The sequence below is a fragment of the Flectobacillus rivi genome, from assembly GCF_030056655.1.
Classification (GTDB): domain Bacteria; phylum Bacteroidota; class Bacteroidia; order Cytophagales; family Spirosomataceae; genus Flectobacillus; species Flectobacillus rivi.
The window spans coordinates 145,513-161,247 of record NZ_JASHIE010000005.1 but is presented as its reverse complement, the minus strand read 5'-3'; the positions used below and the strand labels follow the sequence as shown (position 1 = coordinate 161,247).

Genomic DNA, 15,735 nt, shown 5'->3' with positions numbered 1-15,735 from the left:
TAGTATCAAAAAGGGCGGTCGAAATTAGTTTTTCGACCGCCTTTTTGATATTACTATGCTATGTTTTACTCGGCATAGGACGCAATGCTTTGCGTCTCTACAGCTAAAATACAAATTTTAGAATAATCACTCATTCACTCAATTGTAAATCACTAAATTAGGAATGCCTCCCTTTTTTTATACTTAAATCTCAAAGCTTTCGTTATCTAAGAACTACTAATTCAGCAATATCTATTTACTTTGCTTTTAATTTTGTCCGTTATCACTCAGTCATTTTCCTATATAACAACGCCAAGCACTTATGAAAAAGGTAATTTTATTGGGTTTTGCTATATGTTGCTTACAACTAGAATCGGAAGCTAATACGATAGAATATAAGTCTGCCGAAACACATATCTCAGCATCAACTACCAAAAGCACATATAAAAGAAGACGTAAAAAAGGATTTTTATGGGGTTTGTTCCGTAAAAAAGACTGCGGCTGTCCGAAACATTAGGCTTAGGGTAATGGACCTGCTGTAGGCTTTTAGCAATAGGCTTTAAGAGAAAACAATACAAGAATTTCTTATGGAAGAATCAGTACATTTTTGCCTTAAAGCCTAATAAAATAATATTTGTTAAGCAAATCAATAACTGATATAGAAGTAAGAGTATGTTTAAAAATTTTATTTGGCATTTGTAGAAGAAACAAAATTTCCCTTCGCCACACCTTACTTTTCTTGTCTTGACACAAGAAAAGTAACAAAAGAAAGTCAAGAAATCCTAAACTCGCCTGCGGCTCAAACAACAGGATTTCAGGAAAACAAATACATGCTTTTAATTTCTAATGACTTATAAAATTTAGACAAACGCTAACTAATAACGTATTATCTCTACGTTTAGCCATTCAAAACAGGATTTAACTCAGATGCTACTAAGCTACCAACAGGTAAACCTTTTGTCCATCGCTGACGGTCAGCTTCTTGATGAGAGTTTTTAGGCTCAGAAACTTTTGCTCCATCGGCTACAAAAATAATCGTCATCACTTCCCTTGTCTTTGAAGAGTTATTTCCTGGAGCATTGTGCAAAGTCCAGCCAGCATGAAAAGTAGCATCGCCTGCTTTCATGGAGGAGGCTCTTACAATAGGATAGCCTTTTTCTTCTACAATATTCTTTAGCACATCGTCCGACTTATCAGAAATGGCGAGGTTACCTAAAAAGCCTAATTCATGTGAGCCTGAGGCAAAGGTAAGCATACCCATTTCTTCCGAAATATCTATCAAAGGCATCCACATTGTAATCGTATTGCTGGTATCGATAGGCCAATAATACTGGTCTTGATGCCATGGGGTATGGCCGCCGCCTGCTTCTTTAAAAAGCGCTTGATCATGGTACAAACGTACTTTTTCGACCCCCATCAAATCAGCAGCGATTTGAGCAAATCGTTTGGCAAAAGTAAATTTCTTGATGTCTTCATCTACTTCCCAAAGATTCATCACTTGCAGAAACGCTTTGCCATAAGTGTCTCGCTCTGACATGTCACGAAATTCAGTATTGAACCTTTCTACACCATTATAAATTAGGTGTCGGTAAAGCTCAATATCTTCCGAACCCACTACATTTTGCAGCAAAATATGTCCATTTTGCTGATATTCAAGTTGTTGTTGAACACTAATCTGGTACATAGAGGATAAGTCGGGAAAGGATAAACTAACCATACATTTAATTCTAGAATAATAACAAGTTTTAGACGGACTGCCGTATTTTTGATTCTTGGCGAAGACAAAATAACATAAATTTTTTCGGGCGGGTTTTGTCGTTTTTTACCAATATTTGTGCATTTTTACCTATTTCCTGTCAGAATTCTTATACTAAGTATAATTTTTACCAAAATGAAAGCCTCCTTAGAGCAATTAGATAATGGTTTGAATCAATCCTTAAGGTTCAGACATTTTAGTTTGCCATATTTCGATGCTCCCTATCATTTTCATCCCGAATATGAGTTAACTCTCATTGTAAAGAGTGAAGGCAAAAGATATATAGGTAATCATGTAGCAGATTTTAGTGCGGGAGATTTGGTTTTGATGGGTCCCAACTTGCCTCATTGCTGGAAAAATGAAACGATAGGTATGGAAGATTCGTCACAGGCTGTAGTGGTACAATTTAAAGCAGACTTTTTAGGAGAAAAATTTTTCTCCATACCCGAAATGCAAGCGATCGGTCATTTGTTAGAAAAATCAGCTTCAGGCTTAGTTATTACGGGCAATACCAAAAAACGAATTGCAAAAGAATTAATTTTCTTACTAAATGTTCCCCCTGTTCAAAAAGTATTAGGATTGTTGGATTTATTAAATACAATTGCGCAAGCTCCACAAGATTATCAGCTTCTAGAAAATCAAAATCAAGCATACCAATTAGCAAAAGTCGATTTAGAGCGAATCAATAAGGTTTATGCGTATGTGATTGAAAACTATACGCAGGAAGTTCACTTGGAAACAGCCGCGTATTTAGCCAATATGACCGAAACAGCTTTTTGTAGATATTTCAAAAAAGTTACGAAGAAAACCTTTCTCGACGTAGTTACTGAATATCGTATCAAACACGCTTGTAATTTGTTGATTGGTACCGACAAACAAGTAGCGGAAGTATGTTTTGAAAGTGGTTTTGGCAATGTATCACATTTCAACAAGCAATTCAAAACCTTTACAGGACAAAGTCCGCTTGGATATCGTAAACTTTTTCAAACAATGTGATTATTCGTCACCATAAGCCATCAAGAAAGTATGGTCATTTATAACTTGTGTCAAAAAGGCATTATCGTCAAGACTTGACTCTATTTGCATGATTTCTTTCAGCTTTTGGGCTGTTTGACTCTGTAAGCGCTCATCTTGTGTTTCTTCGACTCTTTGAATTACTTGACGGATAATTTCAATATCGGCATCTGACAATAAGCTTACTTCTGGAATCATAACCTCATAAGCTTCGTCGAGTACTGGCTGTCGGAGCGCATCGAGTGAAACCTTAGGCTCTATACGCACAACAGTAGTACCAGCCACCATATCTCCCAAACGTTGTCCTTTACCACCTGCGGCAATAGCTACCACACCTACCCATTGACCCAAAATACTAAAATCAATAATTCTAAAAATCCATCGTAAAATATAGGCACCGATAGTAGGTGCACTACCATCCAACTTAATCACTTTGATATTTCGAGCTCTTTTCCCAATGCTTTGTCCATTGAGCCAAATTTCGCAAATTAAATCATAAAAAAAGAGGGGCAAAATACCAAATCCAAAGAAAAGAATAGTTCTGATTCTGTTATTGAATAGACTGTCATCCAACCATGTAGCAATCAAAGAAAAAACAAGAATCCAAGCGAAATAGACTACCAAATCAATCAAATATGCGATAATTCTATCTCCGATACTAGCTGGTGTAAAAGCTACTTCGACATTTTGAGCTGTCCGTATTTTTATTTTACTCATTATCTATCACAGTGGTAAAGTTATTTTGATATATTGCTTAAAATTAAACTACCTTAAGCAAAAATCCACCATGAGAGAGGCATTATTTAAGAAACAAAATCTTGATAAATGGCAATCTTTTGAAGAAGATGTACAAAGTATTCATTCTGATACACTAGCCGAAAGATTTATAGAATTAACCGACGATTTGGCCTATGCTCAGACGTTTTATCCTAGTTCAACGACTACTCGTTATTTGAATGAATTAACGGCTCAATTTTATCGAAAAATTTACGCCAATAAGAAAGAATCCTCCAATCGTTTTGTTGAGTTTTGGAAATTTGAAGTGCCTTATCTCTTGTTTCGTTTTCGAAAAGAGCTTTGGGTAGCTTTCTGTATTACATTTATTTCGGCAGTAATTGGGGCTATATCGGTGGCACACGACGATACTTTTGCTCGACTGATTTTAGGCGATGATTATATCGATATGACGCTTGAAAACATTCGAAAAGGAGACCCATTGGCAGTGTACGGAGGTAGCGATCCGCTAATGATGTTTTTGGAGATTACCTCAAATAATATCAAAGTATCTTTTGTTTGTTTTGTAATGGGATGTTTTTTCTCGGCAGGCACTGCGTATATGCTTATCACCAATGGAATTATGCTAGGAGTATTTCAATATTTTTGTTATCAGCAAGGTTTTCTAAAAGTATCTTTATTGACAATTTGGTTGCATGGCGTTTTAGAAATCTCTTCGATAATTGTGGCAGGGTGTGCGGGATTAGTGATGGGGAATAGCCTTTTATTTCCTCGGACCTATTCGCGTATGGAATCTTTCAAGATTGGCGCAAAAAATGGCATTAAAATCGTTATTGCTTTAGTACCTTTGTTTATTATGGCTGGCTTTATCGAAAGTTTTATTACTCGCCAGCATCTAAATATCTTTTATAGTTTGCTCATAATTGTACCATCTTTCCTATTTATTGTGTGGTATTTTATCGTATATCCTCAAAAAGTATTTCAAAAAAGTCAGTTGTCTTAAAATACAACACTAATAGGAATGAATTTTGAGTTTAAAATTTGAAAAATCTCCACTTGCCATTTTACACAATATTTACGAAAAGACCATTGAGCAAAAGCTTATTCTATTTTCAGAAACCTTATTTTTAGCTTATTTCCCCGATTACTACCAATACAACTATTATGGAAAAACAGTACCTACCTCTTGAAAGAGAGCGTGATTTTAGTCAAAAAATTAACGATACTTTCTCTTTTGTTCGTCTCAATTTCAAAGATTTATTTCTTGCTTTATTGTTTATCGTGGGTCCCGTTTTGCTTATTGCAGGCATTGCTGGTGGATTCCATCAAATCAATGTATTAAATAGCACAGCCTCTGACACACCCATGGATGCCAACGCTGGTGTCGAAGAAATATTAAGAAGATTTAGTAAAAGTGGTATAGATATCATCGGACCCGCCTATTTTATCTTATTGTTTGCTACCGTGATTTCAATGGTGCTCTTAGTCGTAACGGTTTATAGCTATATGCAATGCTATTTGGAGGATTCTGTATCACGAATTACAGTAGAAAGAGTAACAGAAAAAGTGAAAATACATTTCCTTCCTGTTTTTAGAGGCTTTTTCTTGGTATTGCTAGTCTTTTTTGGCATCATTATTTTGGCATCCCTTGCTATTGGAGCCTTGGGTGTAGCTGTGGGTGGTGTAGCAGGTCCAATGATTATTGGTATTTTTGGCTTAGTGATTTTTGCAGTCATGATCTATTTTATGATTATGTTTTTGCTGAGTCCAGCCATAATCGTTTTTGAAGATGCTAGCCCTGGTTTTTCGCTTCGTAGAGCCAAATATCTTATCGAAGGTAAATGGTGGTCTACTTTCGGACTAGTCATGATTGTATCAATCATTGTTTACTTTATTGGACTTGTATTCAGCCTTCCTGCGGGTATCTTATCAGTGTTAAAAATACTTGGTATCCAATCTAGCATGACTAGCGACTGGGTGGTTGTGGTATCAACCGTAATTTCGATGGTGGGCTCGTCTATTTTATCGGCTATTACCTATATCGCTTTAGGATTCCAATATTTTAATCTTGTCGAGAAAAAAGACGGTAATAGTCTATTCAAACAAATCAATAACTTGGGTAATCACTAATGGCTTTGAACTTCCAATGCTAAGCTTGTAATATAGTCGTTTGCAAAAGCTTTTATAAAGCATCAGTTTCGGATACAGGATTGCGCTTTATGTAAAATGAAGGTATGGTTTAAGAGTCCCGAAATCAGAAGTGCCAAATCCTCAATGACTTGAAACTGGATCATTATTTTTCTAACTCAAAAATGAGTGTCAAAAAAAGACATATTCCTATTATTTTAAAATACGTCATACTATGTTTTTGGGTGACTCTACTGCCTATTTGCCGTCTTCAAGGGCAAATAAGCCGTGTAGATTCGCTCACACAACTGAGTCCGCCCAAGCAACCAGACAAAACGTTGACGAGTCTTCGAAAGCAAAAAAAGTATCAGTATCAAACCGTTCCTGTTGAGCAAATGTCGTGGAGTGGTAGGCTTTGGATGATGTTTTTACGTTGGATTGCGCAGTTTTTCGAAAAAAGCACTACAGGCAAATCGTTGAAGATAGGTATGTATGTTTTTTTAGCAATTGTGATAATCTTTGTCATTATGAAGCTAATTGGTATTGAATTTGCAAATATCTTCGGACGCAAAGACCAATCTATTTCTATTGATTATCAAGTACTAGAACAAGATATTCATGCGTTAGATTTTGAAAAAGCAATTGAGAGCGCTTTGTCTACTCAACAGTTTAGGTTGGCCACTCGCTTGTACTATTTACAAGTATTAAAATCCTTGAGTAATCAAGACCTAATTGAGTGGAGATTGAACAAAACCAATCGGAGTTATATTTACGAATTACAATCAACCGAATTACGTCAAGAATTTGAATCTCTTACTACTCTTTTTGAATACATCTGGTACGGAGATTTTTTGATTAGTGCCATCGAATTTGAATCTATACAAAATCAATTTTCCAACTTTAATCGCAGTATAACACGAAGTAGGCGATAGCCTCAAAACGCGTGATAATAACATGAAAAAGATAAGCTTAATTATTTTGTTGGGAGTTTCAACAGCCCTAACATTCAGCTCTTTTAAAACCACTATTGTAGAAACAAGCCAATATAGACGCATTGAGGAAGTTGAATATGATACCATCAATTTTGAATCAACAATCATTTCTGGTGTGAAATTAGGAGGTCCTTACGGCGCTTTATTAGAAAAATTAGGATCTCCAGATTCTGTTAGAAAAGAAGAAACTCCTGATGCACAAAATAGTGACCATTTTGAAATCTATCTTTATGGAAAAGATTCTTTCTATGTAATGGACGAAATGGTGAGCGGTTTTGAGTTAAAATCGACAAAATTCCAACTTGATAACCTTGGAGGATTGAAAGTAGGAGACCCTATTGCAAAGGTGAAAAAGATGTTTCCTAAATCTTACAAAATCCGTGATATAGACGAGTTTAATCCTTCTTGGATTACTATTAGTGTACAGTTTGGTAGCTCGGATTCGTTCCTAGAAATTTATTGCGAAAACTCAAAGGTCAAAAGTATCACTACGGTGACTGATGACGAAGAAGAGGAAGAATAAAATAAAAAAGCATTTGAGTTAGCTCAAATGCTTTTTTATTTGACATAGATTCATAGATTTGTGGAAAAAGTGTGGAAGGAATGTAAGACCATCTTTTATCAACACAAAACCACATCGCACCGCTGAATGACGCAGAAAACTAAATATCTTATTGTATTGGGTATTACACTATTGGGTTTTATATTAGTCGAAATATATAAGCCCAAGCCAGTCATTTGGACATCTACCTATTCAAACCAAGACGATATACCATTTGGAGGTGAAATATTATACAAAATTCTCCCTGAGCTTTTTCCTTCGCAGGAAATTCATGACGAAAAATTCCCTGTTTTAGCCCGACACACAGAGCAAAGTGTTGATTTACAACACACTTCTTATATTAACATTTGTAATACTTTTACGCTAGATTCTATTTCATTGATAAAGCTGTTAAGGTTTGTGTCAATGGGAAATACGGCCTTTATTTCAGCCGAAGATTTTGGCTCGCTTGGCGATACACTGCATCTTTCGACAGATTATATCAGTATCCTGAAGAAGGGCACAGCAACATCGCTTAATTTTACCCACTCAGAACTCCGTCAAAAAAAGCCCTTTAACTTTAGAATGGAAGATGCAGAAGCTTTTTTTGTTGATACTACTAAATCTACAGTACCATGGACCGTTCTTGCTTACAATCATCTCAAAAAGCCTACTTTTATTCAGGTAAAATGGGGTAAAGGTTCTTTATTACTCAATTCCATCCCTAGAGCCTTTAGTAACTATTATCTCATCAAGCCTCAAAATTGTTATTTTGCGATAAATGCCTTGCGCTATCTTCCACAGCAAACTATTTATTGGGATGAATATTATCAGGCGCCTTCTATTGGTTCTCGTTTTAGGGTAATGAACAAGTCTATTCGTAAAGCCAGCGAGGCTTCTTACGACGAATCACCTTTTAGGTTTATCGTAAGTCAACCAGCCCTGCGATGGGCTTATTATCTGACGCTTTTGGCTCTTGTCCTTTTTATGGTTTTTGAGGCCAAACGTCGTCAACGAATTATTCCTATTATTGATGTTCCTCAAAATACCTCAGTCATATTTGTCAAGACCATAGGTCAGTTATATTTTAATAAAAAAGAACATTTGACTATTGCACAAAAGAAAGTAACTCATTTGTTACACTTTATCAGAGATAAATTTTATCTCAATACCTATCAAATAGATGAAGATTTTTTGACAGAATTAAGTAATAAATCTGGGTTAGAATTAGGTAAACTACAAGCTCTTTTTCATGCAATTCAGCATTTGAATACGGTAAATAGCATCTCCGAAAAAGAACTTATTGAACTCAATAAAGCCATTGAAGAGTTTTATCAAACGGTCAAAGCATAAAAGATAGGCTTTCGGCGGTCAGCTTTGAGCAATCGGATTTTGGCAGTATTATAAAAATGAATAATTCAGCCTATAACATATCGCTTAAAGCTGATGATTAATATGTCTGTTTATTAGGATTTTTTCAGCGATAAGTCTTTTCAAAAGCTCCTACAGAGCTTTTGAAACTGATTAATACATTACTCAGGTGATGGTGAAACCCCTTTGTGCCTTTGTGCCTCTGCCACTTATGCCTACTAATACATTACTCAAGTGGTGGTGAAACTTCACCTTGTAACTTATACTTATTGATACCATTTCACGCTCTTTTACCAAAATTATGAATTTTGAATCACGCATAGATTTAAGCGAATTACATCAGGCGGTTACAGAAATACGCGAACAAATAGGCAAAATTGTTGTTGGTCAGCCACAAACGATTGATTTGTTGCTTACAGCACTTTTAGCCGATGGACATATTCTTTTGGAAGGGGTGCCTGGCGTTGCCAAAACCTTGATGGCAAAATTGTTGTCACGCACAATTTCGGTAGACTTTAGCCGTATTCAATTTACGCCCGATATGATGCCTTCAGATGTAATAGGCACAGCCGTTTTTAATCCCAAAGTCAGTGACTTTGAGTTTAGAAAAGGTCCCATTTTTTCCAATATTGTACTAATCGATGAAATCAATCGTTCACCTGCCAAAACGCAATCGGCTTTGTTTGAGGTGATGGAAGAACGTCAGATTACTAATGCGGGTACTACATATCCAATGTCATTTCCGTTTTTGGTGATTGCTACTCAAAACCCTATTGAGCAAGAAGGAACATATCGCCTCCCAGAAGCACAACTTGACCGTTTTATGTTCAAGATTTTGGTAGGATACCCCAATCTCAGTGAAGAAATTGATATTTTGAAAGGTCATCAAAGTCGTGCTAAAGAAGATGCAGGCAAAGTAGAAGAAAGTATTTCGTCCGTTTTGTCCTCTGAACAATTGTATAGCTTGAGAGCCAAAGTAAAACAAGTCATTGTAGAAGAAAACATTTTGGAATACATTGCCAAGTTGATTCACGAAACCCGTCGTTCAAAATTCCTCTATTTAGGCGCCTCTCCACGTGCTTCGGTAGCCATGTTGCAAGCATCTAAAGCCTTTGCGGCCATTCGTGGACGAGATTTTGTTACGCCCGAAGATATTCAAGAATTATTACCTGCTATTCTTCGTCATCGTGTGGCACTTACACCCGAAAAAGAAATGGAAGGAGCTAATGTAGAAGATGTTCTCAAAGGAATTGTACAAAAAATAGAAGTACCACGATAATTCAAACTTTTCTAGCTTCAAAATCGATTGTATCACTTTTCATCATACCTTTGTTGTCACAATCACAAAAAAGGGGTGCCTCATAACAACGGGCTGAGATTATACCCATTGAACCTGATACAGGTAATGCTGTCGAAGGGATTTTGATGATAGATCGTGATACAATCTTTCTATCATTCAATCAATCAATTTTTTACGGGTTATTATTATTGTTAAATCGGACAGGATTTGGCTCCTTTACCTGTCGTTATGTTTTCAAAAATGATGAAAAATTTAACGACTGAGCGCTTTTTCGCAAAAACTCTTCTAAGCGAGTTGGCGCAAAAAGCTTTTATGGTTATGTTATTGTGCAGCCTGACCATATCGGCTTATGCACAATTGAGTATTTCGGGTAAAGTAACAGACAGCGAAACCAAAAAAGGATTGGCTGGCGCAACCCTTACCATCGACAATACGATGCGTGGAACGATTACTGATGCACAAGGTAATTTTGTTATCAAAAACCTCAAAAAAGGCACTTATACCATCAAAGTAAGCTTCGTAGGTTTTGAAAAGCAAAGTAATGCTATCGAGCTTCAGCAAAATACTAACATTTCTTTTTCGCTTCAAAAAAGCTCTTTTATGGCCGACGAAGTAGTGGTAAGTGCTACTCGTGCTAATGAAAAATCTGCTGTAGCTTACACCAATGTGAGCAAAGAAGACCTTCAAAAACAAAATCTGGGTCAGGATATTCCACAATTGCTCAACTTTACGCCTTCGTTGGTAACTACCTCGGATGCAGGGGCTGGGATTGGTTACACGGGTATTCGTATTCGTGGTACAGACGCTACCCGTATCAATGTTACCATCAATGGTATTCCGCTCAACGATGCCGAATCACAAGGAGTTTATTGGGTAAACATGCCAGACTTTGCCAGTTCGACCAACTCGATTCAGATTCAGCGTGGCGTGGGTACGTCTACCAACGGAGCTGGAGCATTTGGGGCAAGTGTCAATATGTCTACAAACGAATTTAGAAAAGACGCTTACGCAGAATCAAACAACTCGTTTGGATCATTTAATACTTTCAAAAATACCGTTTTAGTAGGTTCAGGCCTTTTGAATAATCGTTTTACAGTAGATGCACGTTTGTCGAGACTTAAATCTGATGGTTATATCGATCGTGCTTCTTCCGACCTTCGTTCGTTTTATTTATCAGGTGCATATTTTACCAAAAAATCTTTTTATCGTTTGAATGTATTTTCTGGTAAGGAAAAAACTTACCAAGCATGGGAAGGTGTTCCTGAGTATTTGTTGAGCACTAACCGTACTTACAATCCTTATACCTATCCAAACCAAACCGATAATTATCAGCAAGACCATTACCAATTATTATCATCGCATAGCCTTTCGTCGAACTGGACATTCAACTTCAACTTGCATTATACTTACGGACGTGGCTACTATGAGCAATTTAAGGAGCAAGACAAGTTCTCAAAATACGGTTTACCCAATGTAGTTATTGGCAATACGACTATCACAAAAACGGATTTAGTTCGTCAAAAATGGTTGGATAATGATTTTTATGGAAGTACATTTTCATTCGATTATAAAGGTAATAATCGCTTGAGTGCCAACATTGGTGGTGCTTGGAACCAATATGATGGTCGCCATTACGGACAAATTATTTGGGCACAATATGCTTCAACAGCTAAGCTAGGTGATAAATACTACAGTGGCACAGCTCTAAAAACAGACTTTAATATTTACGGAAAAGTATATTATCAATTGAGCGAGCAGTTAAATGCATTTGCTGATTTGCAATATCGTACTGTTGGCTATAGCATTAAAGGAATTGACGATAATTTGGTAGATATTTCACAAAGTAAAAACTACAATTTCTTTAATCCAAAAATGGGCTTAACCTATCAGGTTTCGGCAGGAACATCTGCATTTTTGTCATATAGTATTGGTAACAAAGAGCCGAACCGTTCAGACTTTGTAGATAACCCAGGAAAAGCACCACAAGCAGAAACCTTGCGTGATTTAGAAGCAGGCTTTAAAACACAAAAAGGAAAAGTAGCTTTTGAGGCAAATGCTTATTGGATGGATTACAAAAACCAATTGGTTTTGACAGGAAAATTAAACGATGTAGGTACTCCAATCCGTGTCAATGTACCAAGTAGCTACAGAATGGGACTTGAGTTGCAAGCAGGAGTTCAATTAACAAAAGCATTGAAATGGAATGTAAATGCTACTCTTTCAAGCAACAAAATCAATAATTTTACAGAGGTAGTCCCAAATTATGATGAACCTTATATTGATGTGGAAAATAAGTTTGCTAAAACAGACATAGCCTTTTCACCCAATGTAATCGGTGGTTCGCAATTGTTGTATACACCAACAAAAGGACTTGAATTAGGATTGTTGTCAAAATACGTAGGAAAGCAATATATGGACAACACAAGCAATGAAAACCGTAAGTTGAATGCTTATTTCACCAACGATTTACGAATTCTTTATACATTCAAACCTTCGTTCTGTAAAGAGTTAGGATTGAGTTTATTGGGCAACAACATTTTCAATACGCTTTACGAATCAAATGGATATACCTATAGCTATATCTACGAGGGCAAAACTGTTACTGAAAACTTTTATTACCCACAAGCAGGATTTAACTTTTTGCTAGGTGTGAACATTAAGTTTTAAAACCTGACAGCTTGCAAAATAAAAGCCCCGAAATACTGATTATTTCGGGGCTTTTGCATAAAGTGCGACCGTTTAATAAGATTCGCTACCACTACCTAATGAATATTTGCTATTTTTCGGAAGTATACAAAACGTGTACACATTCGTCTTTTCCTTAAAGCAAATTAATACTTCTATAATCTATAAAGTTATTCCTAGTAAGTGGTTCTCTGGCTCGTAAGTAATCTTACGAGCCTTTTTATTTGTATGTACCAAGAGGAAAACTTAGTCCTACGTTAACACTAAACACACGATTGGATACTTCTAAAGTTGGACTTTTGGCAATATCTGTAAGTCCTAGTGCATAACGAGCATCCAAATTCAACCACATTTTTTGGCTTAGTGCATAATTTACACCCGCACCCAAAACAGCACTTACATCTGTTGAACTATAGCTACCAGCATAGTCATATCCACTCTTATTGGCTACACTTGTTAAAAAGCCTATTTGAGGACCAGCAAATACTTTTGGTCTCCAAGAACCTGTTGTCTTTTGTGAACCAAAGTAATACGTTGCAAGCAAAGGCACCTGTACATAATCTAATTTGAGATAATCATCGCTTCTCTCATAATTAGCGCCTTGTTGGCTATACAATACCTGCATTCCAAAACCCCAGTGAGAAGTAGAGCTATAATTCAGGAAAAGCCCTGTAGAAAGCCCCGTTCTTGATTTTGTATCAGTCAGTCCCGAAAGACTTGAAGAGTTTACCCCAATTGTAGGGCCAAAAGATAAATTTTGTGCTTTTAAAAGTGGCGAACATACACACAATAAAGCAAGGATGGCGAATTTTTTAATGTTAAGCATAAGATTAAGGATTTTAATGAAAAATAAAACAATCACGACATACCCAGCTGAGTCGCTGTTTGACTATAAAACCCAAAATCATCCCAAATTATTGAGCACCTTTTGCTTGATTGAGTAAGCGGTTTATCATTTGAATGCCGAAATCCCCGTTATTTCAGCACCTAAAATCAATAAATGAATATCGTGTGTACCCTCATAAGTAACCACTGATTCGAGGTTCATGAGGTGTCTCATAATGGGGTACTCGCCTGTAATGCCCATACCTCCATGTAGTTGGCGTGCCTCACGAGCTATTTTCAAGGCCATGTCAACATTGTTTCGCTTCGCCAATGAAATCTGTGCTGTCGTGGCTTTACCAGCATTTTTGAGCATCCCCAATCGCCAGCAAATCAATTGAGCTTTGGTAATCTCAGTAAGCATCTCTGCCAACTTTTTTTGCACCAATTGAAAAGAAGCGATAGGTTTATCAAACTGAATTCTTTCCAAAGCATACTTTTTGGCAGAATCATAACAATCCATCGCAGCCCCCAAAGCACCCCATGCTATGCCATAACGCGCCGAATCCAAACAACCCAAAGGACCACGCAAGCCATCGGCATTAGGTAATAGATTTTCTTTAGGAACTCTGACATTATCGAATACCAATTCGCCCGTACAACTTGCTCGAAGAGACCATTTTTGATGTATTTCAGGCGTTGAAAAGCCTTCCATTCCACGTTCTACGATAAGTCCTTTGATACGACCTTGTTCGTTTTTTGCCCATACTACGGCAATATCTGCCATTGGCGCATTGGATATCCACATCTTTGAGCCATTAAGCAAATAGTAATCTCCTTTATCTTCGATTCGAGTTTTCATGCCCGCAGGATTTGAGCCAAAATCTGGTTCGGTCAAACCAAAACAACCTAGATATTCACCTGAGGCTAATTTGGGTAAATACTTTTGCTTTTGCGACTCTGAGCCATATTCATAGATAGGATACATCACCAACGAGCCTTGGACAGAAGCCATTGAGCGCAAACCTGAATCGCCTCTTTCAACTTCCTGCATCATCAAACCATAAGCGATATAATCCAATCCTCCAGCCCCATATTTTTCGGGAATTGTTGGACCAAAAAGCCCCATCTCTCCAAACTTTTTAACCAAGTAAGCAGGAAAGACAGCTTTTTGAGCAGCATCTTCAATAATAGGAGACACTTCTTTTTTAATAAAATCTCTTACGGATTGGCGTATTAAGAGGTGTTCTTCGGTCAATAAATCATCTATTTGATAAAAATCAGGAGACTCGAAGTTATCCACTTTGTTTGATTGATAAAATTCCATGGTTTTGTTTGTTTTAAGATAAGCTGTCAAAGCTAAATAAATATTTTCTTACTCAATTCCACCGCTTTCTGCCAAGCTTGATGATTGATAGGATATATGTCTCTGAATTTTTCAATAAGATTTATCGTATTAATATTTCCTACAAGTTCATCGTTAGCCATAGGACAACCACCAAAGCCTCCAAGAGCTCCATCAAAACGACGACAACCTGCCTGATAGGCTGCTTGAATTTTGTCTTCCCAATTAAAAGGGCTCGCATGAAAATGGGCTCCAAATTCGATTTGAGGATAAAGCGGAATCAAATGACTAAATAATTGCTCAATTAATGGAGATTCTGCAACGCCAACGGTATCTGATAAAGCAATAATTTCAACACCCAATAAAGCCATTTTTTCAGCCCATTCTCCAACAATATCAGGGCTATATGGGTCGCTGTAGGGATTGCCAAAACCCATAGAGAAATAAACTACTAGTTTTTTATCATGTTTGAGACATAATGCTTGTATTGCCTTAACTGTTTCGAAAGCTTGAGTAATTGAGCTATTGGTATTGCGTTGTTGGAAAGTTTCGGAAATAGAAAAGGGAAATCCTAGATAGGTAATATGCTCAAACAAAACTGCTTGTTCGGCTCCTTTTAGGTTGGCAATGATTGCTAATAATTTAGTTGAAATACCTTCCAATTGCAGCTGATGATATACCTCCGCTGTGTCGGCCATTTGAGGAATCGCTTTGGGGGAGACAAAACTGCCAAAATCCAATGTGTCAAATCCTACTTGTAGTAGTGTGTTGAGATATTCTACCTTCAATGCAGTAGCAACAGGTGATTTCCAGCCTTGAATGGCATCTCTTGGACATTCGATAATTTTCATAGGTTTTTGTTTATTGATGATTGTTTCAGTACTCAATATGATTGATTCTTGTGAAAAAACAAAAAATCCCAATCAGAAGATTTCTGACTGGGATTCATGCAATTACAATGGTTAGGTAATTAGAAAATGTCTTTTTTTGAGAGTGAAAGTATTTGTTATTAAAACGTCTAACACAAAGCTCTTAGTATAATATCGGATTGAGGATTTATGATTTGGG

14 protein-coding genes and 1 riboswitch are annotated in these 15,735 nt (G+C 36.8%); of the genes, 9 read left to right on the top strand and 5 right to left on the bottom strand.

The annotated features are described in order from the left end of the window. Positions 1 to 301 precede the first annotated feature (301 nt). The gene (locus tag QM481_RS08550) at positions 302 to 496 is read left to right on the top strand and encodes a hypothetical protein (RefSeq protein WP_283381432.1); all 195 of its coding nucleotides are present in this window, start codon (positions 302 to 304) and stop codon (positions 494 to 496) included. Positions 497 to 877: 381 nt separating this feature from the next. Here the strand turns inward: QM481_RS08550 and QM481_RS08545 are convergent, their stop codons facing one another. Continuing rightward, positions 878 to 1,663, bottom strand: a complete 786-nt coding sequence (locus tag QM481_RS08545) for a phytanoyl-CoA dioxygenase family protein (RefSeq protein WP_283381431.1) — start codon at positions 1,661 to 1,663, stop codon at positions 878 to 880. A gap of 207 nt (positions 1,664 to 1,870) precedes the next feature. Here QM481_RS08545 and QM481_RS08540 point away from each other — a divergent pair, with 207 nt between their 5' ends. Then, on the top strand, positions 1,871 to 2,731 hold the full coding sequence (locus tag QM481_RS08540; RefSeq protein ID WP_283381430.1) for an AraC family transcriptional regulator: 861 nt from the start codon (positions 1,871 to 1,873) through the stop codon (positions 2,729 to 2,731). Here the strand turns inward: QM481_RS08540 and QM481_RS08535 are convergent, their stop codons facing one another. Continuing rightward, entirely contained in the window at positions 2,732 to 3,466 is a 735-nt protein-coding gene (locus QM481_RS08535; RefSeq protein ID WP_283381429.1) for an RDD family protein, read from the bottom strand. It abuts the gene before it with no gap. A 70-nt stretch (positions 3,467 to 3,536) separates the two neighbouring features. On the opposite strand from QM481_RS08535, the gene QM481_RS08530 reads away from it, so the two are divergent. The 7 genes from QM481_RS08530 to QM481_RS08500 all read left to right on the top strand — a co-directional run bounded on the left by QM481_RS08530 (position 3,537) and on the right by QM481_RS08500 (position 12,482). Continuing rightward, on the top strand, positions 3,537 to 4,487 hold the full coding sequence (locus QM481_RS08530) for a stage II sporulation protein M (protein ID WP_166550887.1): 951 nt from the start codon (positions 3,537 to 3,539) through the stop codon (positions 4,485 to 4,487). Positions 4,488 to 4,648: 161 nt separating this feature from the next. After that, positions 4,649 to 5,614: a DUF7847 domain-containing protein gene (locus QM481_RS08525; RefSeq protein WP_283381428.1), complete on the top strand. Its 966-nt coding sequence runs from the start codon at positions 4,649 to 4,651 to the stop codon at positions 5,612 to 5,614. A gap of 182 nt (positions 5,615 to 5,796) precedes the next feature. Next, positions 5,797 to 6,543, top strand: a complete 747-nt coding sequence (locus tag QM481_RS08520; protein WP_283381427.1) for a DUF4129 domain-containing protein — start codon at positions 5,797 to 5,799, stop codon at positions 6,541 to 6,543. 22 nt (positions 6,544 to 6,565) lie between these two features. Beyond that, complete coding sequence (locus QM481_RS08515; protein ID WP_166550890.1) at positions 6,566 to 7,126, top strand: hypothetical protein; 561 nt, start codon at positions 6,566 to 6,568, stop codon at positions 7,124 to 7,126. Positions 7,127 to 7,252: 126 nt separating this feature from the next. Then, positions 7,253 to 8,497, top strand: a complete 1,245-nt coding sequence (locus tag QM481_RS08510; RefSeq protein WP_283381426.1) for a DUF4350 family protein — start codon at positions 7,253 to 7,255, stop codon at positions 8,495 to 8,497. A gap of 319 nt (positions 8,498 to 8,816) precedes the next feature. Then, positions 8,817 to 9,794 carry an AAA family ATPase gene (locus tag QM481_RS08505; RefSeq protein WP_283381425.1) on the top strand — a complete coding sequence of 326 codons (978 nt, stop codon included), beginning with the start codon at positions 8,817 to 8,819 and terminating at the stop codon, positions 9,792 to 9,794. A gap of 61 nt (positions 9,795 to 9,855) precedes the next feature. Then, positions 9,856 to 9,952, top strand: a riboswitch (TPP riboswitch). Positions 9,953 to 10,127: 175 nt separating this feature from the next. Further along, positions 10,128 to 12,482 (top strand): TonB-dependent receptor, encoded by a 2,355-nt coding sequence (locus QM481_RS08500; protein ID WP_283381573.1) that lies wholly within the window; start codon positions 10,128 to 10,130, stop codon positions 12,480 to 12,482. A gap of 238 nt (positions 12,483 to 12,720) precedes the next feature. On the opposite strand, the gene QM481_RS08495 is transcribed toward QM481_RS08500, so the two are convergent. The 3 genes from QM481_RS08495 to QM481_RS08485 form a co-directional block, all read right to left on the bottom strand. Continuing rightward, positions 12,721 to 13,326: a porin family protein gene (locus tag QM481_RS08495; protein WP_283381424.1), complete on the bottom strand. Its 606-nt coding sequence runs from the start codon at positions 13,324 to 13,326 to the stop codon at positions 12,721 to 12,723. 126 nt (positions 13,327 to 13,452) lie between these two features. Next, entirely contained in the window at positions 13,453 to 14,649 is a 1,197-nt protein-coding gene (locus tag QM481_RS08490) for an acyl-CoA dehydrogenase family protein (RefSeq protein WP_283381423.1), read from the bottom strand. 32 nt (positions 14,650 to 14,681) lie between these two features. Beyond that, positions 14,682 to 15,518 (bottom strand): hydroxymethylglutaryl-CoA lyase, encoded by an 837-nt coding sequence (locus QM481_RS08485; protein ID WP_283381422.1) that lies wholly within the window; start codon positions 15,516 to 15,518, stop codon positions 14,682 to 14,684. Between the last annotated feature and the right edge of the window lie 217 nt (positions 15,519 to 15,735).